This is a genomic window from Streptomyces sp. NPDC002958, from assembly GCF_055563255.1.
Genome location: NZ_JBVHDS010000003.1, coordinates 26,145 through 47,365 on the forward strand (window position 1 = coordinate 26,145; position 21,221 = coordinate 47,365).

Genomic DNA, 21,221 nt, shown 5'->3' on the forward strand with positions numbered 1-21,221 from the left:
GACGAGGAGTATGCGATGGCCAAGGGCAACGAAACCAAGATCACGGACGAGCTGTACGCGTACATGCTGGCGCACAACCCACCGCTCGACGCGGTGCAGCGCGAGCTCGTCGAGACCACGTACGCACGCCTGCCCGAGCACGCCGGCATGCAGTCCGCCGAGGAACAGGGCCCGCTGCTCGCCTTCCTCGTCAGGCTGACCGGGGCCCGGCACATCGTGGAGGTCGGTACGTTCACCGGCTTCTCCGCCCTGTCGATGGCACAGGCACTGCCCGCCGACGGACGGCTGATCGCCTGCGACATCTCGGAGGAGTGGACCGCCTACGGCCGGGAGGCGTGGGAGAAGGCAGGCGTCGCGGACCGGATCGAGCTCCGTATCGCCCCTGCGCTCGACACGCTGCGGGCGATGCCGGCCGAGCCGCACATCGACCTCGCCTATCTGGACGCGGACAAGGGCAACTACATTCCGTACTGGGAAGAGCTGGTGCCCCGTATGCGGCAGGGCGGTCTCGTCGTCACGGACAACGTGCTCTTCCACGGTGGGGTGACCGACCCGCAGGCGACCGGCGGAGCGGCGGCGATCAAGGAGTTCAACGACCATGTGGCCGCCGATCCGCGGATGGACAGCGTGCTGCTCACCGTGGCGGACGGGCTGACGCTGTCCCGTAAGCGGTAGGAGCGAGCCGCAGGCCGGCTCCGGATGGCCCGCTCTCAGCCGCAGCAACCCCCACCGCAGCAGCCGCCCCCGCCGCTTGCGCCGCCGGCCGACGGAGCGGTGGGCGCGGACTTGGCCGACGACCCGCCCACGGCCACGGTGGAAAGAAGCTTCACGGTGTCGGCGTGCCCGGCGGGGCAGGAGGCCGGGTCCGCGGACTGGGCCATCGGGCGGCTGAGTTCGAACGTGTCTCCGCAGGAGCGGCAGCGGTACTCGTAACGAGGCATGGCCCCAGGCTATCCGGCACCGGCCCACTGGACACAGACACGGCACCGGCCCCCGATACCTGATCGCGCATGCCGGGCTGGCCCCAGCGATGCCGCTGGCCGAACGGTGCGGTCTTTCGCAACTGGTTACGGAGAAGGGAAAGCTGACCGGAGCGAAGGATAGTGCGGGCGCCTGGGCGGACGCCAAGGTCACCAGCATCATGGCCGGCATGGTCGCAGGCGCGGACAGCATCGACGACCTTCATATCCTGCGCCACGGTGCGATGCCGACGGTCCCGCGGGGTCACGGCGAGAGCCTCGAGCTCGGCCCACGACAGCCCCGGGCCCGCGTCATCAGCGCCGCACTCTACGGGAGGACAGGAGCGAGGGGGCCGGCCCCTCGTTGACGCATGCCCTCACCCCGGCGGTTGGACGACGAAGGTGCCCGGAGCGGGCCTCTTCTCGGCCATCGCCTCACCCGAGGCGGCCAGTCTGGCCCTGGCGTGGATGGTGGACCCCGGCACCGCGTCCGCCAGGAGTGGGCTGGGCACGGCGAGCAGCAGGCGCTGCCCGACGTTCTTGGACAGCAGGTCGGCGTAGCCGGCTACCGGCTCGGCGTCGAGTACGTCCACTTCTGCCCGGTCCCAACCCACCAGCCGCGGATGGGGCTCTGTCTTGACCAGCCGCGCGGTCAGATCGGTGCGATTGTCGACCGCCTGCACCATGGTCGGCGGTCACCGGCGGGGCAGGCCCTCGTGCCGGTGCATGCGGTGCCCGTCACCCGTCTTGGTGAGAGGCTGCGGGCCGCCCGTCGTGCCCCTGGCCTCGGACCGCAGAATCTGCTCGAGGATCGTTTCGGCGCCCGCCCAAGGCGCCACGGCTTGCTCCAGTGTGGCGAGCCGTTCCTGAAGATCGTGGATCGTCCTGACCAGCCCGGGTACATCCTCCGTCTCGCGCACGGCCACGGCATGGACGGGCGCGCGCACGGCACCCGCTGCCGAGACCGATACCGTGGCGGTCATCGTGGCGGCGGGCGCCGAGATGTCTGTGACGGAGACACCGGTCACAGCTCCGGTGTACGACTGGGAACTGGGCTTGCTCGATGGGCTGAACGAGCTGTTGCCGGTGCTCCCGGGGTAGGTGTCGCCGTCGTCACCGCGGTTCGTCGCCCATTCCAGGTCGCGCTGGTTGTCCGCCTGGACCAGGCCCACCATGTAGTGGTCCTCGTTGGTGTTGTCCGACTGGCCGTCGTCGACGTGCCAGATCAGCATGCCCGGGGCGGGCAACGAGCGGTCGTACCCGGTCTGTTGGCGGTTCTCCACCAGGAAGTACTCGTTTCCCGGCAGGCCATCCGTCCACAGCCGGTGCACCTCGAAGCTGTTCTTGACGTCGGGGATGGACAGCGTCCCGTTGCTCATGACGTCGACAGGCTTGGCCCAGCCCTGCTGGATCTTGCACCATGCCGACGGATGCGTCGGGATGTCACCGCCGCCGCCCCATGAACCGGCGCCCATCAAGCACCAGTTGCCGACACCCTCCGATGATCCGTCGACGTCGTACAGGTCGGGAAAGCCGAACAGCAGGTGCCCCAACTCGTGGGCACAGACCCCGATCTTGGCGTCCTCGGGAATCGTGAGGTAACCGTAGATCCGGGCGCTGTCGGCGTTGTACGCGCTCGGTAGGACCCACTTGTGCGACCAGATGTCCCCCGGGTTGCCGGTGGCTTCGCCCCCCGGGCCGGAGTGCAGGACGACGAAGGCGTCGACGAAGCCGTTGCCGTCGTTGTCGTACGGCGCGTAGTTGATGAGAGGGTCGGCGCTGACGGCGGCGTCCCGGGCCATGATCTGCGCACGCGCCTGCCCTGTCGGGTGGCCGATGCCGAAGTTGTTGTTGGCGTACCAGGACAGCTTCTGCGGAAGCCGGACCGGACCGATGACCTCGCCGACGATGTCCACCAGACCGTGGGTCACTTCGCGGTAGTAGTCCCGGACACTGCCGTGCGGGAGTTCGCCGAGGGAGAAGAACAGCTTCTCGAAGTGCTCCTTGTCCGCGGTCATCGGCTTGTCCGTGAAATCCCCCAGGACAACGACGACGCGTATCGCGCCGGTCAGCGGGGCGCGCGCGGCGGCCGCGGTGCGGATGGCCTCGTGCGGTGTGCCCGGCGGGAATTCGTCGGCCGGGATGATGGCGCCGTCGTCGAAACCGAGCATGCGCGGGGCACCACCGGGCCGGAACATACGTGCCACATCCGATTCGCCGCGGACCCGCTCCAGTTCCTGCAGCATCCTGCCGCGCAGTTCCGGACTGGGCGCGATGGCGCAGAACTCCGACCGGACGGCGACCGCGGAATTCCGCGCAGTAGAAAGGTCAACCATGCCGAATCCTTCCAAGAAGGGATGTTTGGTTGTTTCCACGGCCAGTGACGCATGCGGGTACGACGCCTGCAAGACGATCACTCGTCCTGCGGGAGGGAGAGGCGATGGCTCGGCGCCGATCGGGTGAGTGGTATCTGTGCCGCCTGCGGAAGTAGGACCGCCGGGGAGCCCGTGGCCCACTACGGCATAAGAAATCGGAGTATCCCAATCGAGACTTGTGCCAAAACCCGACTTTGATCACAACCGAGAACAGGCCCTAATTGGGGCGGCGGACGACCGGCATCGGCGGCGGCGTCGCCTTACGGCCCAGTCGCATTTCCCGCTCGGCCTCCTCGGGGTGGCGGGCCCGCCAGTACGGATTGTCGTGCGGAAGGCCGCCGCTGACCCGCCCGTACATCCCGAAGACCATCAGCATCAGACCGACCACGAAGCTGAACAGCACGTTCTGCATGTGGAAGGCAAGGAAGTTGTAGTCACTGTCGAGCAGCGCGAGATTGACGAAGCCGCTGAGGATGAAGGCGATGCCCAGAATCATGTTGAGCGTCGAGGCGAAGTTGCCGCCGATCACCATCCCGATGAACAGCAGCAACCCGACGCAGATGGACAGGACGCTGAGGGCACCGTTGGTGTTGAGGCCCGCGACGGTGGCTCCGCCGGTGTTGAAGAAGCCGATCTTGTCGATCAGCCCCAGGATTCCGAAGGCGAGCAGCATCAGCCCCATCAGCCCCGCCCCGACCCGGTAGACGCGGCTGAGCCGGTGATCGACCGGCAGGTGCTTGTCGAGCTGGATGGCCGTACGGTGGCGGCGCGACGTCTGCCGTCCGGTGGTGTGCACTCCATGGGTGGCCATGTCGGTCTCCTTCGGGCGTACTACCAGGATCCGCCCGTGGTCTTGCCGCCGCACATCAGAAGGCCGGAGGGGCCGAGGCAGGTTCCGCCCAAACGGTTCAGGCGCCCGCCCCGCGCTCCTCACGGATCTCCGAGACCACCCGCGCAACCGTCTGCCGTACCGCCCCGGTCTCGGTCAGAAAGTGCCAGTAATCGGGGTGGCGCTCCTCCAGCCCGGCGGCGGCGCGCTCCAGGCGGGCCACGGCATCGTCCAGCGGACGGGCATGGCGCGGTTCGGGCGTGTTGCGCCCGGCCATGGCCAGGCGCTGGGCGTCCCGGATGGCGAACCGGGTCCGCTGGATCTCCTGCTGCGGGTCCTTGGCCACATCGTCCAGCCGGTGCAGCCGGTCGCCGGCCGCGGACACCGCGTCGTCCGTGGCGTTCAGCAGGGCGCGCACCGTGCTCAGCCGGGAGGTCGCATCGGCCCACCGCTGCTCGTCCCGCGCCTCGGCGGCTTCCTTCAGCTTCTCCTCGGCCTGTCGCACATTGATCGCCGCCTGCTCCGGCACTGGCTGGAGATCCTGCCAGCACGCGGCCGAGAAACGCCGCCGCAGCTCGCTCAGCACCGGCTCCACCGAGCCCGCCCGGGTCGTCAGAGCCTGGGCACGCGTACGCAGCGACACCAGCCGGCGGTCGATCTCGGCAGCCCGCTCGGGCAGCTGGGCCGCCTCGGCCCGTACGGCCTCGGCATCGCGCAGCACCCGATCGGCACGCTGCAAGGTCTCCGCAACGCCGTGCCGGCCGGCGCCCTGGTTGAGCTTGGTCAGCTCGGGAGCGAGGGCAGCCAGCCGTGCGGCGAGATCGTCCGCCCGCAGCCCGGACGCCCGCACCGCATCGAGAGCATTGCTCGCACCGAGCAGCGCCTGCCGGGCCCCTTCCACGGCGGGCGCGAGCCGGGCAAGCTGCGTCTCTGCCGTGTCCAGGAGCGGTCCGAGGCCCTGCGCGAACCGGTCCAGCTCGCCCTTGACCCGTACCAGCTCGTCCTTGGCCGTGGTCAGCTCGGCCCTGGCACGGGCCGCGACGGCCGGCTCCAGATCGTCCCGGTCCAGGTCGTGCGTATCGACCGCGGTGATGTACGCATGACTGGCCTCATCGATCCGTCGTCCGAGAGCGGCGAAGTCATCCACGGCCTTGCGCGCACCGGGCGAGCTGTCCACCGCGGTGATCGTCTCGATCGAGATCCGCAGATCGCGCTGGGCCGTGTCCAGCTCGTAGAAAGCGGCAGCGGCGGCGTCCTTCGCGGCCTGCGCATCGGCGCGCTGACTTTCCCCGCGCCCTCCGAACCAGCGCCTCGTACCACCCCCGGCGAACGCGGCCGGCAACGCGGCGGCGAGCAGCGGCACCGGCAGCAGCAACAGTACGAGGACATCCCTGACATCACTGACATGCCTGACGGCGGAAATCCCACCCGCTCTCGCCTGCGGCCGCGCGTGTGTCGCCGTCACATCCCTCTCCCGTGCCGTTTCGCCCTGCCCGGTACATTCTCCCACCAGGTAGGGACGAACACACGGGCCCGTTAGTTCACGCTTCGGACCGTGACTTGGCCGTTGTCACTGTGGGCCTTCACCACATGGGGGCTGTCGTCGCTGCGTGGCGCGTCCACCGAGGTGCTTCCGTTGCGCGCGGTGGCGCTCACCGCGTACTTCACGGAGCCCCCCGGCAGATCGATGGCGATTTCTCCGTTGTCGCTCTCGGCCTCCACAAGATCCGGCGCGGAGGCGAACCCCAGCCGCACGCCGCCGTTGTCGGCCCGCGCCGACACAGACTTGCCCGAGACTTCTTCGGCGATGATGCCACCGTTGTTGCTCTCCAGCTCGAGCGGCCCGCTGGAGTCCCGTACGGTCACCTTGCCGTCGTCGGCGCGGAGCGTAAGGGGCGTATCGAAACCGGACGCGACGACCTTCCCGTTGTCCCCCTCGACGATCACCGCCACCCCGCGCGGCACCTTCACCTGATGCCGCGCGGCACAGTCGCTGATCACCGCCCGGCACTTCACCTGGAGCGTGAGCGTGTCGTCCCGCTCCCCCACTCGGGATCGGGCCCGTTCCCGAGAACCACCCAACCGTCGACACGACGGGTCACCTCGACCTTGGGCACATCGGCCGGTACGAGCTCCAGAGACGTCTGGCCGGAGTGGATGGTCAGCGTCTTCCCGCTCAACGCGAACGACTTGTGCTCGGCGGGCGCGTCGCCGGGATCCGTACTGCCGCAGCCGGTGAGGACAAGACCGATGAGCAGGGCCCCACCGGACGCGATGAGAGTACGGGTACGGAGTGCCACGATGATCTTTCCCCCAGGTCGTACGGCGGGTGGTTCCCGACGGTAGGGCTTCACCGTAGGTACGCCGCCCCACCCGGCAGAATCCGGACGGCTACCGTATGAGGGGTGGGGATATCCCCCGGACGCCATCCGGACGTCATCCCGGACCGCGCCACGGTCCCTGCTGCCCGTGCCCCGTTCCCTGCCGTACACGGCACCGTTTGTGACCGTGGGCCGTAGTCCATGTACGCTGTTGCCTCATCCACGGGTGCGTAGCTCAGGGGTAGAGCGCTGCTCTTACAAAGCAGATGTCGGCGGTTCGAAACCGTCCGCGCCCACCAGTAGGTAGTACGACAAAGGCCCAGGTCACCGGTACTGAACCGGGAGCCTGGACCTTGTTCGTTCCTCAGCCGCGGAGGCGGGGAGAGGCGTCGTGCCAGTTACGTGCCAGATGCGTCGCCGGGCTCTGCCGGCCGGACCTTCCTGATCTGCTCGTCGACGTGGGCGGCGATCGCGTGGTCACGGCCGTTCACCAGGTGCTGATAGATCAGCGCGGCACGCACCGAGGAGTGGCCCATCCGCTGCATCAGCTCCCGAGTGGTCGCACCGCCGGTCGCGGCGAGGGTGTTCCCGGTATGGCGCAGATCGTGGAAGTGGAAGTTGCTCCACCACCCGCTGGGTAGAGTGCAGCGCCGCGGGTGGACGCGATCAACCTTGATCAGGGAGAGACACTGTGGTGTGGGATGACCTCGTTGCCCAGTACGCGTGGGCTGATGCAGACGAGCCGGATACCTACACCTTCTCCGTGATCTCGGGGAAGACCGAGGATGAGGTGATCCGCATTTTCGGCGGTGATGCGGCAGCGTCTCGGCTGATGACATTTGCTGAAGCTGCCGAAGAACAGGCATGTCACCTCTATCAGGACTATGAACTACTGCGCGTAGTCGCCGTCGAGAAGCACGTCATCGCCATCGAGTCGGGTTACCACGGCAGCATTCCGGAGATTGCCAGGCGAGCCTCAGCGGACGGCGGCGAGTTCTTCAGCGTGCACAGCAGCATCAACGCCCGTTACCAGGTCATGCATGCACTCGACGGCCGAGTGGACGCTATGTTCGATCCCTTTGGCCTGGAGGATGCGACTTGGGCGGACCGTCAGCTGGAGGTCCCCGCCTGGGCGCAAGACGTCACGTTTTGCATGGATACTCTGTGCGCTGAATCCTTTGCGCTGATGCAACGCACAATGGGCGTACCCGTCGATCCCGCCTGGCTGGACACATCACTCCGCACCGTGCGCCTTGCCCCACCTGACACGCTCTTCAGTGACCCAAAGGCGGCCTGGCTCCTGTGACTGCCGACACAGCGGCGAACCGCAGGCGGCACCTGCTGGACTGCGGGTGACATCAATAGCTGACACCAACGGTGGCGAATCGGCGCGTTCTCCTGCGACTGCTTCACTGCCGCGGTCCGCATGTAACGACTGCATCCCATGGCGAAACAGGGCTCTCGGACCGACCTGATAAGGATGAGGCCGCAGCTCCAAGTTCACAGCCTTCGCGGGCGGTGCCCCCGACCAACGGGGTGCACCGCCCGTTGCCTCGACTAGGTCGTTTACGTGCCCTCGGCCTCACCTGGGACATGATCGCGACACCAGTCCGGTGCGCAGCGTCTCGACTCCATCGGCTGCCGTACCGACGACTCCCAGCACGCCGAGACTGCCCACGCTCACCGTCCCACCACCGCATATCGGTCAGCCCCCAGGGCCAGCAGTACAGCAGAGAAGTACAGCAACCACACCAACTACCAACAACCGTGGCAGGTCTACAGGCCGCGTGACCAGGAGCGACAGACCCCTAAGACTTCGGCGGTACGAGCGGTAGAGGTAGGTCCAAGGCGCGGGCGAGGGCGGCGGTGACGTGGATGGCGTGGTCGGGCAAGAGTTGCGCGGTCCAGGTGGCGGCCAGTTGGAGGAAGTCGATCAGGTCGCGCTCTGCGTCGGCGAGTAGGCGGCGCAGCTCGATGACGGTTAGTTCGATCACCGGGCTGTCGTCCTGTTCGGCGTCGACGGTCAGTCGGACGATCTCGCCGAGGCGTTTGGCGAGCGGGGAGGGGTCGTGGCCGAAGGAGGCCCAGCCGTCGCCATCGAGGACCTCGAGCCAGTCGCGGCGCTCCTCCAGCCCGTTGCAGCAGCCCGGTAGCAGGGTGGCGCCGGTTGCGGTGTCAGTGATCCGCAGGCCGCCAGACGCGAAGAGGTCGTCCATGGTCAGCAGTCCGTGCAGGAAGCCCCCGAGCGGGTCGGTGGGCCGCGGCGGGCGGTCGTCGTCCGCGGGGTCGATGTCGTTACAGTCGGCGATGCGCATCACCGCTGTGCCCACCTCGGCAGCGTCGAGCGCGCCGCTGAGCGGCAGGAAGCCGTACGGCGCGGACTCGACGACCGGCCAGAGGGCGAAGTCATCCGGGGAGTAGATCTCCAGGACAGGCTGCAAAACGATCACCTGTGGAGTTTGCGGTATATCCCGCCCACGCCGCATTCCGATTACCACGCGGCCGTGATCCGCCTGGTCGGCGTCGTGCTGGCCGAGCAGAACGACGAATGGACCGCACGTGGTTGAGTCCCTGCTCGGCGCGCGGCGCGTGCCAGATCCGTGCCAGATCGAGCGGTCAGTCACGGTCAATCGTGGAGACCGTCCTGTGGTCGGCGCCAGGCTTACAAAGCACATGTCGGCGGTTCGAAACCGTCCGCGCCCACCAGTGCGAAGGCCCCCAACCGATCACGTTGGGGGCCTTTGGCATCCACTTCTGACATCAACGGGTGCGGTCAGTCACGGTCAGTCGGGTCGCCGCTTGAGCACCTCAGGTGACCACAATGCCCAGGGCCCGAGATGCGAGGCAGAGCATCCGTAGTGAGGATTGATGTGTGAGGGGATGGCGCCTCATGTTCGGGCGCTTGACGGCCCTTGCACCGATCCATGGCAGGAGAATCTCACGATGACTGCGACGACAGGTGCAACCCAGTCAGCTCATCCCGAGCGCCCGGGCAGGTCAGATGGGGTCTGCAGCGAGTTCACCGTCTTCACCGAGATCAAGCCGGGCCATGCGGATGCACTGCGTGAGGATCTCGCCACGCTCGCCGACGCGACAGATGACGAGAGGGTCCATGCGGCGGTGCGTCAGATCGGCACACTGCATGACGCGCGGCACGTGATCTTCGACAATGACACCCGGTTCATGTTCGCCAGCGTCTTCGACGGCTCCTGGGACACCTACATCGACGACTTCGCCCAGACGGTAGTCGGGTCCCGCTTCGACAAGGTCTTCTCGCACAGCGAAGGGTTCCCCGGCGTCACCGATCCAGGGGCGAAGGACTGGTTCGTCGCCCACCAGGCACCTGCGGGGGTCTTCGTCAGCGCCTATCCCGACCTGACCGTTCAGCAGATCTACAAGGACCAGCGCGTGGACAACGCGTTCCAGGAGGTGCTGGACACCCCCGAGTTCCGGGCGGCGGTGGAGAACCCGGCCAACGCGGAGTTGGTGGCCACGCCTGCCTTCCAGAAGCTGATGGAGGAGGCCTCGGCCTAGAACCCGGACACAGTCGGCCTTCGGAGCCCACCCACCATCGGTGGACCGCTTCGGCTGGTGAGGGTCGGCCATTGCAGGCTGTCCAGGCGGAGACCGATGCGGAGGCACGAGCGACCGTGAATACAGCGGACAGCAGCAGCGCGGTCGGCGTGAGCGTCGAGTTCGACGACGTCCAGAGCGGGGCCCTGCGCCCGAGGCCCGTGCCGTACGAGGGAAAGTTCGTCTTCCTGCGCGTCGATGACCGCCATGCCGGGCGCGCCCTGCTGCGGCAGCTGCTCCCGGTGACCTCGGGTGGTCTGCCGGGCGCGGACCGGAGCCACGATGCCTGGGTCGCTGTGGCGTTCACCTTTCAGGGGCTGAGGGCACTGGGGGTGCCCCAGGAGTCGCTGGACAGCTTTCCGCGGGCGTTTCGTGAGGGCATGGGCGCTCGGGCGGAGCTGATCGGCGACGTGGGTGAGAGTGCGCCGGCCCACTGGGAGGCACCGTTCGGAACGGGCGATGTCCACATCGCGTTGAGCGCCCTCTCCTCCGATACGGCCCAGCTGGACAAGGAGCTGGAGCGGGCCCGTGTCGCCTACGAGGAAACACCCGGTGTCCAGGTGATCTGGCAGCAGGACGTCCACCAGCTCCCGACCGGGCGGACCACCTTCGGCTTCCGCGACGGCATCAGCCATCCGAACATCGAGGGCGTCGGGCTGCCCGGCTCCAACCCGCGGGAAGACCCCATCAAGGCGGGCGAGTTCATCCTCGGCTACCCCGACGAAACCGGCAGCCTGCCGCCCATGCCCAGCCCCGATGTGCTGGGACGCAACGGGACCTACGTGGCCGTTCGCAAGATCCACACCAACGTGGCGGCCTGGCGCCGATACTTGCGCGCGAACAGCTCCAGCGCCGAGGAGGAGGCACTCCTGGCGGCGAAGATGGTCGGGCGCTGGCCGAGCGGAGCGCCGCTGACGCTGACGCCGGAGCACGATGATCCGGAGCTGGCGGCCGATCCGCACCGCGTCAACAACTTCCTGTACCGGGAGAACGACGACCGCGGGTTCCGGTGCCCCGCCGGTGCGCACATCCGGCGCACCAACCCCCGCGATGCCACCATCATCGGTGACGCGCGGATGCACAGGCTCATCCGCCGCGGCACCACCTACGGCCCGCCGCTGCCCGAGGGCGTGCTGGAGGACGACGGCGCCGACCGCGGCCTGGTCGGAGTATTCATCGGGGCCCACCTGGAACGGCAGTTTGAGTTCATCAAGGCCGAATGGGTCAACGACGGCAACTTCATCGGCTATCCCGGCGAGAAGGACCCGGTGGCCGGGCATCACGGCGGAACCGGCAGCGTCACCATCCCGGAGAAGCCGGTCCGGCGTCGCTTGCAGAACCTGCCCAGCTTCGTGGTCACCCGCGGCGGCGAGTACTGCTTCCTGCCGGGGCTGCGTGCCCTGCGCTGGCTCGCCGAACTGGAGGACTGACGGCGATTCCCACTCCCTGAGGTCCGATCACGCTCTCCGAAAAGAGGACGAAGTCATGGCAACACAGTTCGTCCGCTACACGCCTGACGTCGAAGACGACGACCCGGACTTCGACCGCAACGTGCAGACGGTGATCGAGAAGACCGAGAGCTACATCGACGAGTCGGTCAAGGCCGGCGGCACCGGGCGGGCCCTTCGCGACGCCCATGCCAAGGGCTACGGGCTGGTCCGAGGCGAAGTGGAGATCCTGGACGGGCTTCCCCCCGAGTACGCCCAAGGAATCTACGCGACTCCGGGAACCCACGATGCGCTCATCCGCTTTTCCAACGGCTCGCCTCACGCCGGAGCCGACGCGCGACTGGGCGCCGCCACCGGACTGGCGCTGAAGATGTTCGACATCCCCGGCCCGACCCTGCTGGAAGACGAACCGGACACGGGAACATTCGACTATGCCAACATCAACGGACCGATCTTCTTCTGCAACACAGTCGAGCACTATTTGTTCATCCAGGAATTGTTCCTGAACGCGCCGGCCTACTTCTCCCAGGGCCGACCCGGTGCACATCGTTTCTTCACCGATTTCTTGACCGGAAAGGGAAGGCTGGACCAGGACAACTGGGCGTGGGACGAGTTCCTGGCCTTCCTGCGCCTGTCAAAGACCCCTCCGGCAAACCTGCTGCTGTCGAGTTACTGGACGATGGGCGCGGTCCGGCACGGGGACTACATCGCCAAGGTGCGCATCACCCCCGACCCGTCATTCGCCGCCGCGGTGGTCCGGCGCACCATCGACCCGACCTCGGGGGCAGAGGTCTTCCGACCGGCCCTGCAAGCCGAGCTGCAGGAGCGGCCCTACGCCTTCGATATTCAGGTCCAGCTCTGCACCGACCTGGAGCGCATGCCGGTGGAGGACACCACGGTGGAGTGGCCCGAGCAGCTGTCGCCGTCCGTCACCGTGGCCAAGCTGCGGCTGCCGCAGCAGGACATCTCCGAGCCGGAGAATCTGGAGAAGATGGACGCGCTGTCCTTCACGCCCTGGCGGGTCACCGCCGAGCACGCGCCGCTGGGCAACATCATGCGGGCCCGCAAGGAGGTCTACCGGCGATCCTCCATCGAGCGCCACAAGCTCAACCGACAGCCGCGCACAGAGCCGCGAAGCGCCGACGAAGTACTTGGCCCGGCACAGTGAGGTCGACTGATCAACATCCCGCAACGACCGCCTGACCGGCCCAGCAGGTCCCGGGTCGCCTCGGCCGCCCGCAGACACAGCCGGGGATGTTCACGGGCCTGGCCGGGTGCAGGCAGAGAAGCCCTGGACCCGGTCCGGAGGCTTCTCTGTCGTTGGATCTGCGATAACCGGAGTGCAGCAAAGCCATCGTCATAAGCGGCATCAGGCGCTCCCGCCTCGCCACCGTTGACCTCGAGAACGATGGCCACTTTCACTCGTTCGACGGTGCTTCGTCTTTGCCCCGGATGCGCGGCCGGAGTTGGTACGACACGCTGGAAATCCAGCGTTCCGTCCCCCACAGGAGGGTTGACCCGCTATGCCCACGACCAACCAGACCAAGCAGGCAACAGGCAAGAGGCAGCAGGCAGTCGGCCAGGTTCTCGATGAGATCAGCACCCCTGATTACTTCGGTCGCGCCATGCTCTCTTCGATTCTCCGCGACGCTTCCAGCAAACTGCGTAGCGGTGATGGCAACAGTGATCACGTGGAGTTGTCGACAAAGATCGTCGTCTCCTTCTCGGAACCAACCATGCGTTCCGACGGCTTCTGCTTCCACACTGATCACGTCTGGGTCTGTGTATTCCCGGAGTAGCCTCGGTCTGGGCATGCCGCGAACAGCCCCGCCCGGCCAGGAATGCCGGAGGCGACCGCCCGATGTCTGTGACGGGCCTTGACCCCGGAGTTTTCATTGCTCTCACCGGGCAATACGTCGAAGGGCCCCGCAGCTTGCTGCGGGGCCCTTCGACGTTGGTGGTTGCAGTTTTGGTTGCAGTTCCCGCTTACCGCCCGTTGAGGGTGGCCCTGCACACGTTGCAGTACATGGCGGCGTTCCGTCCGTAGCGCCGCATCATCTGGTCGCAGCCGACGCACAGCCCGAGCTCCCAGGGCGGGCATCCCAGCGCAGCGGAGGCGGCGGCACGTTCCACGGTGGTGATCCGCGTAGGTTCGGCGGAACGTTGGGCTGGCAGGCGGGGGAGGGTGAAGCCGCCGGTCGGTTGGTCGAGATCGCGAAGAGGCCGGGCGTCACTGACGAACCAGCTGTCTTCGCCTGCCCGGCAGCTGCGGTCGATCTCCTGCTCGGCGAAGGTGATCACGTCGTCATCTTCTTCGACCGGCTCCGCAGGCTGGGGCGTCTTCTCGTCGACGATCTCCTCCCATAACGCACGGTCGGCCGCCGACACCCACATGTGCCGCCCAGCGCGCCCACTGCCCCGACTGGGCAAGTAGACCGGGACGCTCTCCCCCGTTGCGCTCTGCAGAACCAAGTCCTCGATGCAGACCGGCTTCTTCTCCGGGAGGCACAGCGCTGGCACGAACCAGTCCGCATGAATCGCGCCACAATGACCGGCGCCCTCGCTGAGGAGGCAATGGCGCTCGCTGCTCGGTACGCACTTCCAGACTTCGAGGTGCCGGTACCCGCCACGGATCACCATCTCCTTGCCGTCGGCGATGTCCTTCCACGGCATGTCGTCGACGCGCGCCCAGGGAGCCCGGTCGATCAAGGAAGCCGTCCGGTCTTTCGCCACCCAGAGCGGGGTGATGCCGTGCTCCACGGCATTGACCGAGCGCCGCTGCACGCTACTGGGGCTGAGGTGGTGGTATTGGATCTCCCAGCCGATCCTGAGACCGCCGGGACCAGTGACGACGGCGTCCGAGACACTCCGACGGTTGGCCACGGGAACCTCGGCTTCGGCGTTCAGACCGTACCGCCCGGCAGTCTCAACGATCCGCTCCTTGGTGGCCTTGTGCTGGGCGCTCTCCGCCGGCGTCGCCTTGTGCGTAATCGGCAGGTGCGAGGCAACGAGCGGTCGCCGACCGCCCACGCGCCCTCGACGGATGAACATCCAAGGCGACTTGCCGCCCGACTCCGATAGGCACGCGCGCTGTTCGTGGTGCGCGAGGCATTCGAGCATCTGCGGGTCGCGCTCGGAAACGCTGGCGATGATCTCTTGGAGCAGATCGGGACGGTCCGGGTGACCGAGGTCGGGTAGGGACAGATTGATCTCTATGCCATGTCCGGTGTGCCACACCCCATTAGCCATTCCTCCACCATAGGAACGACCACTGACACTCAACAGAGCGCATGAGAGAACCAACGCCAGTACTAAGAACGGTAGTTCGAGCACGGCCCCTGAACCTCGACGAAGCGCGGATGGTCTTATCCGCGAAACCTGGAGGAGCTGCGCCCGCAATCGTGGCGCGTCCTAGAACCCCAACGGCAGCTCGCACCAAACAGCCTTGCCTCCGCCTGGGCTGCGACGGGACCCCCAAGACGAGGCAATCGCGGCAATGACCGAGATGCCACGACCGGCCTCGTCGGCTGGTCCAGCTTGCCGTCGACGCGGCAGATGATCGTCCCCATCCGCCACCTCGATGATCAGCCGACGGTCGGTACGACGCAGGCGGAGACCCACGGGTGGGATGCCATGTTGGAGAGCGTTCGTCACCAACTCACTCGCGGCCAGAACGCCTAGGTCGCACGCCTCAGCTGCGAGGCGCCAGGAGGCGAGCGTGTGCCGCGTAAATGCCCTGGCGCGCGGAGCTGCCTCGATGCCGTCGACGAGTTCCAGCGTCGCATTGCCGAAGAGTTCGGCATCCGGGCCGGTGCGGGTGGGATGCTGGAGCGCCATCACGGCGATGTCGTCTTCGAGGCATACGTCGACATCCAGGGTGCGGAGGAGCGCGGCGCAGATGTCGGCAGGGGTGCCCTGGATGCCAGCGAGTGTGCGCTCCAGTACGGTCACTGTTTCGTCAATGTCCTTGCCACGGCGTTCGACCAAGCCGTCGGTGTAGAGGACGGCGGTGGAGCCGGGGGGCAGGCTGATGAAGCCGGAGGCATGCACCCAGCCACCGGTGCCGAGAGGGGGCCCCGTAGGATCCGCGGCGCGGCGGACGGTGCCGTCCGCGTCCCGTACAAGAATCGGCAGATGGCCGGCAGAGGCGAAGACGAGCTGTCCTTCGTTCGGCTCGTGGACGGCGTACACACAGGTGGCTATCTGGCTAGCTGCGATTTCGGCGGCGAGACCGTCGAGGAGCTGGAGCACCTCATGCGGAGGCAGATCCAGTCGGGCATAGGCTCGAACAGCAGCACGCAGCTGGCCCATAGCCGCAGCGGCGCGCACCCCGCGGCCCATCACGTCTCCGATGACAAAGGCCGTGCGGCCGGCGCCTAGGGTGACGACGTCGTACCAGTCGCCGCCGACCCCAGCGTCGATGTCTCCAGGCTTGTAGGTGGCGGCGATCCGTAGGTCGTCGGGCTGTTCCAGTTCCTGCGGGAGCAGGGACTGCTGGAGACTAACGGCCGTCTTGTGTCGGTCCTTCTCGGCGAGAGCGAGCTGCTCGCGCAGCACAGCGACGATCTCGTCTGAAGGGGACTCAAGCCCTCCAGCGTCTCCGTCCGGCCCGTGAGAGTTGTTCAGGGTTGTTCGTAACAACTCGGGGTCAGGGTCTCCTGCGGGCGCTCTAGGATGGGGAACCACGCTTCCGGGGATGACCCGTGCTTCGAAGGAATCGTGGTGCTCTGAGGCGACACCCAGTTCGTCTGCGGCGTCTCGCACAGCCTCCTGTTCACGGTCCAGGGCATCGTCGGTCCGCGTCAGGATCTCGTCGATTTGGTCAAGAGCACTGTCCTCACCTGGTACTTCGTGAGCGATGGCGTCAGCGGGGATCGCGGGCAGGTCTCCAGCATCGCTGACCAGCGGCTGTTGGCCAACGTCCAGCAGATACGCCTCCAACATCTGCACGCGCCGGGCAGCGACGTCGGCGATGCGCTGGGCTTCGTCGCGCTGCCTTACCGCACGCTCAAGCTGGGCACTCAGGCGCGTCTCTTGGTCGCGAGCGCGTTCAAGCAGCGGCTGCAGCGCACGCATCCGGTCCGGTGAGTGCGCACTGACCCCGGTGAGTGCGTCGACACGTCGCGACAACTCTGCGACCTTGGCCTGCGCCTGGCCGAGGACAAGGAAGAGCATCGAGGCGATCCGGAGCGCCTGTTGACGCCCCTGCTCACTCGTCTCGTATGCCTGTCGCGCGCGAACGAGGTCCTTGTAGACCTGAATCGTGCGTTCCTTCTCCTTGATGAGCTCGCTCGGAGAGGCGACCACCTGACCGTCGATGCCGACCATGGTCGGAGCGTTTTGAGCCTTGTCCCAAAGGGCCCGCGCCTCGCGTACGCGGCTCAGCGCCTCCTGGCCTGGCTCTTCGGGGAAGCACACATCCGCGACGGCCTCCACCACATCCCAGGTCAGGTCTTCTCCTGACAAATGAATGCGCAGGCGGCGGAGGTCTGCGACTCTCCCGTCCGCGAAGTGCTCTGGGGTCAAGCGACTGTGGATGTCTCGAACGCTCAGGCCAGCCTCATCGATCCACGATCGAATCATCTGCACCAGCGCATTGGCTTCGGCGCTGGGTCCCTTGGGCGGCGCCCAGGGACGTCCCGGCCGCTTCTTCCTCTCCCCCATCGTTACTCCCCGTGTTGTTCCGCGACAACCCGCCATTGTCGCCAGAACAACATCCAAGCGGTATCACCAGCTACTGCGCAGCTGGATCGTGTAGGCGCATCACCTGTGATTGCGCCTACACGAAACGAACCCGGAGACTTCCCGTGCACCTCACGCAAGCTGGACTGCTCCTCGTCACCTTGCTGGTGAATGCCCTTCTGGCGATGGGAGTAGCTGGTGCAGCAATGGCCCTCGCGCGCTGGGAGGGGCTCCCGGCGCCCGCCGCCATCAGCCGAGGGGGCATTGCTTTCGCCGGGACCATGGCCCTAGGAGCATCCTTGGTCGGTCTCTTCTTGATGCTCAAGTGAGGTGTGGGAACAGCCGACCGGTGTCGCCCACTCCCCCGCCCTTGTGCGGACTTTCCAACCCTGGGGGATGTGTCACGAGGGCATCTACCACTCGTCGGTGTCGCCGTATTTCCCTGGATTCCGAGCGCGGTCCACAGCCTGTGCGCAAGCCTCGGCGAAGGCCGCCTCCACAGCCGCCTTGTCCGTGCCCCGCACCTGGGCCTCGACCTCCTGACCCGAGCCGGAACGCCGGGCCGTGCGCCAGGCCGAGGCACGGTCGGTGTAGGCGTCGGTCTCGAAGGCCCAGGCGGGCACCGACCACTGCTCAGGGAGCCCTGTTTCCGCGCGTTTGCCGCCGGGGAGGAACAGGGCGCGGGCGTGGAAGACGACCCGCTGCGGCATGCGGTCGCGGACGGCGCTCGCGCCGCCGGGGGAATCAGATTGGGCTGGTGGATTGCGCACAGCCCGCCTGGCTCCGGCAGGTCAGGAAGCGATGAGACGGCTGGTGAAGCCGTCACGGATGAGGGATTCGTACGCTGCATGCACGTCCTCCGGGACCTCCTGCTCGATGGCGAATCCGAGCTTCGGATACTCGATGACCCGCTGGAGATCGCCGACGAGCATGTCCAGGACGAGCCTCTCGTCGCCGATGGACTTCACGTAGTCGTCGAACGCCAGCGGCTCCGACGCGCAGAGGATCTCGACGTCGGGCCACAGTTTGCGGGCGGTCGCGAACGACCGCCGTTCCATGTAGGGCTTGGACACCAGCAGCACCGTGCTCGGGGTGATACCAGCGCCGGCGAGGACCTCACGGGAGAGAGTGATGTTCTGCCCGGTATTACCGGCATCCGGTTCGAGCAGGATCGCCTCGGCGGGAACGCCGAGGTCGATGGCGTGCTCGCGGAAGTGGACGGCTTCGCCGCGCGGGAAGACCTTGGCGGTGGTGGGGCTGTTGCCGCCGGTGAAAACCAGGGTCGAGAACAGCCCGGCGCGGTACAGCTCCACGGAGTGGGTCGCGACGCCCAGGTCGTGGCTGCCCAGGCCGATCGCCACGTCGACGGGCCGCAGGTGGTGGTGCATCTGGTGGTACTCCCAGATCAGCACGGCCCGGTGCCACTGATTCTCGGTGATGGCCTGCTGGTTCTCGCTCACGCGTCTCTCCCTGGTCACCTTCGCCGGGGGCCGATCGGCCCCTCTCTCATGGCCTTGATGCCCTCGATACTGCGCAGTTGGTGCACGAGCCCGTACTGCGCGGCTGTGCGGGTGGCCTGATCGAGGACGAGGATTCCATCATCCCGGGTCGCCGCGTCCGAGAGCAGGATGTGGCCATGAGCGGTGTCCAGCCGTACGCGTTGCATCGGAGAGTCCGCGGCCCCACTGCTGCGGGCGATGTCGATGAAGTGCAGGGCCTGGGTGAGGTCGCCGGCACCACGGCGAGCGAGGGCGAGTTTCTGGTGGGCGACCGACCAGTCGTCGGGTTCGGTGAGGTCCTCGAAGTCACGGGTCGCGGCTTGCATGACGCGGGTCGCGTAGTCGTGGCGACCGCTCTTGCTGAGCGCCGTGCCCACCCACAGACGGGCCCTGGCACGGTCGCGACGGGATAGCCGGTCATCGACGGCAAGGGTTTCGTAGTAACGAGCGGCGACCTCCAGCTTGCCGGACATTTCCGTGACCACCGCGAGCGAGAGGTCGAGCTGGGCGACACGTCGCGGGATGTCGAGCTGGGTGAAGACCGCGCGAGCCCCGGCGTAGGAGTGCTGGGCGGAGAGTGGGCCGAGTACAGATCCTTGGTCACGTTTCAGGTCACCGAGCAGCGCGGTCGAGCGAGCGAAAAGGTACAGGCTCTTCTCGTCCAGTTCCCGGGCGTTGAACCGCGCCAGCCAGCGGCTGAGCAGGCTGTCAGCGAAGGCGAAGTTCTGGCGGGAGAGCGCGACCACGACGCGGTCCAGGTCATCGGCCCAGGACTCGTACTCCCAGGCTCGGGGGCCGGCGACGGTGACGCGCCGTCCGGCTCCTTGCACGGTGCTGGCCATCTCGGACAGGAACGTCTCGAAGCGCAGGTGGGCGGGGGCGTCCGCGCGTCCGAGGGCGGTGTCGAGGATGGCCTGGGTGTCGGGTCTGGGCTGGGTTTCGGCGCGCTTGCTCTCCCACTTCGAGACTGTCGCGACGGCCACGCCGAGGTGCTCGGCAAAGGCCCGCACACTCAAGCGCAGGGCGAGACGCAATGCCCTGGCCTCCAGGCCGGTCCAGTGGTGCACGGTTGCCACGCCTCGCTCCCTTCCACCGTCATCGAAGCAGATGCCTGGGGCCGGCGGGACGAAAGTGGAACGGAAGTAGAACGGCAGGTGATTGGCCAGGAGATCGGCGCCATCCATGCTCAGGATCGTCACTACTTGTCGACCCTTTGGACGGTCCCCCGCATGGAACCCCTCACGGAACATCGCCTAGTCAGCGGGCCTGTTGTCTACGGCTTCCTGCGGCTGGTGCGGGTCTCCGAAGCCCGACAGGCGGCGCTGGTCGCCTCGCTCGCCGAGTACTGCCGTAGCCACGAGCTGGAGCTGTCCGGCGTCTTCACCGAACGCGAGGCGAGTGCCTGCCCCGGCTCGGCGGCCTTCACCGGCCTGCTGGACGTGTTGGCCCTGCCGGATGTCTATGGCGTGCTCGCCCCGGCCGCATCACACCTCGGTCCGAAGGCGATAGCCGCTGAACGCGGTCGGCGAATCGAGGCAGCCGGCTCCCGGCTTCTTCTGGTACGCAGGTCGCGCCGCGCATGCGGGGCCAGCCACCCCCACCACGACATCCCGCCGCACAGCCCGGGAACCACCCGCCTCCTGGAGACCGATTCATGAGGGCAGCAATGATCGAATCGGTGCAGCGCTTCTTCGAGGCCCATCCCGAATCCGTGCGACAGGCCAGGGAATTCGCCTCCACAACCCTGGCCGGATGGGACCTCGCGGAACGGATCGACGACATCCGCCTCTGCGTCTCCGAGCTGGCAACGAACGCACTGGTCCACGGCACTGTCTCCGACCACGGATTCCTGGTCCGCCTCAACGCCGAGGACGACGTCGTACGCCTGGAGGTGCACGACAGCCGCCGTCGGCGCCCCGAGACTCGCGAGGCCGCCGGCACCGATGTGTCCGGACGCGGTCTGGTCCTGGTGGCCGCGCCCGCCGACGGCTGGGGAGTGCAGGACCGAACACCACTCGGAAAGATCGTTTGGTCCTGCTTCAAGACCGCAGGAGGGGCGACCGCGTGAGCGCCCTCCTCACTCCGACCGGCCCCGAGCTTCGGCTGCTGGTCTCGCTCGTCGCGTGGAGCTGGCCGGGGACCGGTCCGGACGGCCGCGAGATCGCCCACATCCTGATCGCCCATGGTCCTGCCTCTGCTCTTCCCGGCAATGCTGGCGCGCCTGAAGCCCGCATACAGCGTCTCGCGGACAGCCTCGGCGGACTGGGCCGGGCGGAGGACGTGGTGCCAGACGCCGGCCGCTGCCTGCAGATCATCGGCGGCCATGTGTTTCTGCACTTCCCAGGTGCCTCCCGCAGGCTGCGGCTGCCGAGCCGCCCCGGCTGGACAGCGCTGGTCGCCCGCACCGGCGGAGCCGTTCTCCTTCTCGGTCTGGAACCGCTGTCGCAGTCCGCCGGCGCGTCTCAGCTCGACACCTACCTGGATACCGCAAGCGGGGCCGACCGGCTCCTGTTCGGGCTTTCCCGCAGCCGCTGA

At 67.2% G+C, this 21,221-nt stretch carries 20 protein-coding genes, 1 tRNA gene and 2 pseudogenes; 10 read left to right on the plus strand and 13 right to left on the minus strand.

What is annotated here, in order from left to right:
- The first annotated feature begins 15 nt into the window (after positions 1–15).
- The gene (locus ACZ3IC_RS06460; RefSeq protein WP_467413229.1) at positions 16–675 is read left to right on the plus strand and encodes an O-methyltransferase; all 660 of its coding nucleotides are present in this window, start codon (positions 16–18) and stop codon (positions 673–675) included.
- Positions 676–710: 35 nt separating this feature from the next.
- Here the strand turns inward: ACZ3IC_RS06460 and ACZ3IC_RS06465 are convergent, their stop codons facing one another.
- The 6 genes and pseudogenes from ACZ3IC_RS06465 to ACZ3IC_RS06490 all read right to left on the minus strand — a co-directional run bounded on the left by ACZ3IC_RS06465 (position 711) and on the right by ACZ3IC_RS06490 (position 6,463).
- Positions 711–941: an FmdB family zinc ribbon protein gene (locus ACZ3IC_RS06465; RefSeq protein ID WP_467413231.1), complete on the minus strand. Its 231-nt coding sequence runs from the start codon at positions 939–941 to the stop codon at positions 711–713.
- Between the two features lie 395 nt (positions 942–1,336).
- Positions 1,337–1,645: a hypothetical protein gene (locus ACZ3IC_RS06470; protein WP_467413232.1), complete on the minus strand. Its 309-nt coding sequence runs from the start codon at positions 1,643–1,645 to the stop codon at positions 1,337–1,339.
- A 9-nt stretch (positions 1,646–1,654) separates the two neighbouring features.
- The gene (locus ACZ3IC_RS06475; protein WP_467413235.1) at positions 1,655–3,295 is read right to left on the minus strand and encodes a M6 family metalloprotease domain-containing protein; all 1,641 of its coding nucleotides are present in this window, start codon (positions 3,293–3,295) and stop codon (positions 1,655–1,657) included.
- A 256-nt stretch (positions 3,296–3,551) separates the two neighbouring features.
- Complete coding sequence (locus ACZ3IC_RS06480) at positions 3,552–4,145, minus strand: DUF4383 domain-containing protein (RefSeq protein WP_467413236.1); 594 nt, start codon at positions 4,143–4,145, stop codon at positions 3,552–3,554.
- A gap of 97 nt (positions 4,146–4,242) precedes the next feature.
- Entirely contained in the window at positions 4,243–5,628 is a 1,386-nt protein-coding gene (locus ACZ3IC_RS06485; protein ID WP_467413237.1) for a hypothetical protein, read from the minus strand.
- A gap of 71 nt (positions 5,629–5,699) precedes the next feature.
- A pseudogene (locus ACZ3IC_RS06490) lies at positions 5,700–6,463 on the minus strand (DUF4097 family beta strand repeat-containing protein).
- A 245-nt stretch (positions 6,464–6,708) separates the two neighbouring features.
- Between ACZ3IC_RS06490 and ACZ3IC_RS06495 the strand changes: the two are divergent.
- Positions 6,709–6,783 (plus strand) — tRNA-Val (locus ACZ3IC_RS06495).
- 99 nt (positions 6,784–6,882) lie between these two features.
- Here the strand turns inward: ACZ3IC_RS06495 and ACZ3IC_RS06500 are convergent.
- Positions 6,883–7,098 (minus strand): annotated as a pseudogene (locus tag ACZ3IC_RS06500) (site-specific integrase); the annotation flags it as partial.
- Between the two features lie 77 nt (positions 7,099–7,175).
- Here ACZ3IC_RS06500 and ACZ3IC_RS06505 point away from each other — a divergent pair.
- Positions 7,176–7,790, plus strand: coding sequence for a DUF6461 domain-containing protein (locus tag ACZ3IC_RS06505; RefSeq protein ID WP_467413240.1), 615 nt, complete (start codon positions 7,176–7,178; stop codon positions 7,788–7,790).
- Between the two features lie 502 nt (positions 7,791–8,292).
- On the opposite strand, the gene ACZ3IC_RS06510 is transcribed toward ACZ3IC_RS06505, so the two are convergent.
- A complete protein-coding gene (locus tag ACZ3IC_RS06510; RefSeq protein WP_467413241.1) occupies positions 8,293–8,934 on the minus strand; it encodes a hypothetical protein in 642 nt (213 codons plus the stop codon).
- A 493-nt stretch (positions 8,935–9,427) separates the two neighbouring features.
- On the opposite strand from ACZ3IC_RS06510, the gene ACZ3IC_RS06515 reads away from it, so the two are divergent.
- The 4 genes from ACZ3IC_RS06515 to ACZ3IC_RS06530 all read left to right on the plus strand — a co-directional run bounded on the left by ACZ3IC_RS06515 (position 9,428) and on the right by ACZ3IC_RS06530 (position 13,304).
- Positions 9,428–10,018 (plus strand): hypothetical protein, encoded by a 591-nt coding sequence (locus ACZ3IC_RS06515; protein ID WP_467413243.1) that lies wholly within the window; start codon positions 9,428–9,430, stop codon positions 10,016–10,018.
- A 116-nt stretch (positions 10,019–10,134) separates the two neighbouring features.
- The gene (locus ACZ3IC_RS06520; protein ID WP_467413246.1) at positions 10,135–11,487 is read left to right on the plus strand and encodes a Dyp-type peroxidase; all 1,353 of its coding nucleotides are present in this window, start codon (positions 10,135–10,137) and stop codon (positions 11,485–11,487) included.
- A 55-nt stretch (positions 11,488–11,542) separates the two neighbouring features.
- Complete coding sequence (locus tag ACZ3IC_RS06525; RefSeq protein WP_467413248.1) at positions 11,543–12,673, plus strand: catalase family protein; 1,131 nt, start codon at positions 11,543–11,545, stop codon at positions 12,671–12,673.
- A gap of 355 nt (positions 12,674–13,028) precedes the next feature.
- A complete protein-coding gene (locus ACZ3IC_RS06530) occupies positions 13,029–13,304 on the plus strand; it encodes a hypothetical protein (RefSeq protein WP_467413250.1) in 276 nt (91 codons plus the stop codon).
- Positions 13,305–13,491: 187 nt separating this feature from the next.
- Here the strand turns inward: ACZ3IC_RS06530 and ACZ3IC_RS06535 are convergent, their stop codons facing one another.
- From ACZ3IC_RS06535 to ACZ3IC_RS06555, 5 genes are all read right to left on the minus strand, one after another.
- Positions 13,492–14,838 (minus strand): competence protein CoiA family protein, encoded by a 1,347-nt coding sequence (locus ACZ3IC_RS06535; protein ID WP_467413252.1) that lies wholly within the window; start codon positions 14,836–14,838, stop codon positions 13,492–13,494.
- A 78-nt stretch (positions 14,839–14,916) separates the two neighbouring features.
- Positions 14,917–16,449, minus strand: a complete 1,533-nt coding sequence (locus ACZ3IC_RS06540) for an ATP-binding SpoIIE family protein phosphatase (RefSeq protein ID WP_467414008.1) — start codon at positions 16,447–16,449, stop codon at positions 14,917–14,919.
- 1,151 nt (positions 16,450–17,600) lie between these two features.
- Positions 17,601–17,957, minus strand: a complete 357-nt coding sequence (locus ACZ3IC_RS06545; protein ID WP_467413255.1) for a hypothetical protein — start codon at positions 17,955–17,957, stop codon at positions 17,601–17,603.
- A 21-nt stretch (positions 17,958–17,978) separates the two neighbouring features.
- The gene (locus ACZ3IC_RS06550; RefSeq protein WP_467413256.1) at positions 17,979–18,647 is read right to left on the minus strand and encodes a YdcF family protein; all 669 of its coding nucleotides are present in this window, start codon (positions 18,645–18,647) and stop codon (positions 17,979–17,981) included.
- A 14-nt stretch (positions 18,648–18,661) separates the two neighbouring features.
- A complete protein-coding gene (locus ACZ3IC_RS06555; RefSeq protein ID WP_467413259.1) occupies positions 18,662–19,762 on the minus strand; it encodes a helix-turn-helix domain-containing protein in 1,101 nt (366 codons plus the stop codon).
- Between the two features lie 153 nt (positions 19,763–19,915).
- Here ACZ3IC_RS06555 and ACZ3IC_RS06560 point away from each other — a divergent pair, with 153 nt between their 5' ends.
- The 3 genes from ACZ3IC_RS06560 to ACZ3IC_RS06570 are packed head-to-tail and all read left to right on the plus strand — an operon-like array spanning position 19,916 to position 21,221.
- Positions 19,916–20,344 carry a hypothetical protein gene (locus ACZ3IC_RS06560; RefSeq protein WP_467413261.1) on the plus strand — a complete coding sequence of 143 codons (429 nt, stop codon included), beginning with the start codon at positions 19,916–19,918 and terminating at the stop codon, positions 20,342–20,344.
- 8 nt (positions 20,345–20,352) lie between these two features.
- Positions 20,353–20,754 carry an ATP-binding protein gene (locus tag ACZ3IC_RS06565; protein ID WP_467414009.1) on the plus strand — a complete coding sequence of 134 codons (402 nt, stop codon included), beginning with the start codon at positions 20,353–20,355 and terminating at the stop codon, positions 20,752–20,754.
- A complete protein-coding gene (locus ACZ3IC_RS06570; RefSeq protein WP_467413263.1) occupies positions 20,751–21,221 on the plus strand; it encodes a hypothetical protein in 471 nt (156 codons plus the stop codon). The genes ACZ3IC_RS06565 and ACZ3IC_RS06570 overlap by 4 nt, the downstream gene beginning before the upstream one ends.

Coding starts and splice junctions, on each gene's coding strand:
- ACZ3IC_RS06460 (WP_467413229.1), top strand. CDS start 16: ATGGCCAAGGGCAACGAAACCAAGATCACGGACGAGCTGTACGCGTAC.
- ACZ3IC_RS06465 (WP_467413231.1), bottom strand. CDS start 941: ATGCCTCGTTACGAGTACCGCTGCCGCTCCTGCGGAGACACGTTCGAA.
- ACZ3IC_RS06470 (WP_467413232.1), bottom strand. CDS start 1,645: ATGGTGCAGGCGGTCGACAATCGCACCGATCTGACCGCGCGGCTGGTC.
- ACZ3IC_RS06475 (WP_467413235.1), bottom strand. CDS start 3,295: ATGGTTGACCTTTCTACTGCGCGGAATTCCGCGGTCGCCGTCCGGTCG.
- ACZ3IC_RS06480 (WP_467413236.1), bottom strand. CDS start 4,145: ATGGCCACCCATGGAGTGCACACCACCGGACGGCAGACGTCGCGCCGC.
- ACZ3IC_RS06515 (WP_467413243.1), top strand. CDS start 9,428: ATGACTGCGACGACAGGTGCAACCCAGTCAGCTCATCCCGAGCGCCCG.
- ACZ3IC_RS06525 (WP_467413248.1), top strand. CDS start 11,543: ATGGCAACACAGTTCGTCCGCTACACGCCTGACGTCGAAGACGACGAC.
- ACZ3IC_RS06530 (WP_467413250.1), top strand. CDS start 13,029: ATGCCCACGACCAACCAGACCAAGCAGGCAACAGGCAAGAGGCAGCAG.
- ACZ3IC_RS06540 (WP_467414008.1), bottom strand. CDS start 16,449: ATGTTGGAGGCGTATCTGCTGGACGTTGGCCAACAGCCGCTGGTCAGC.
- ACZ3IC_RS06560 (WP_467413261.1), top strand. CDS start 19,916: ATGGAACCCCTCACGGAACATCGCCTAGTCAGCGGGCCTGTTGTCTAC.
- ACZ3IC_RS06565 (WP_467414009.1), top strand. CDS start 20,353: ATGATCGAATCGGTGCAGCGCTTCTTCGAGGCCCATCCCGAATCCGTG.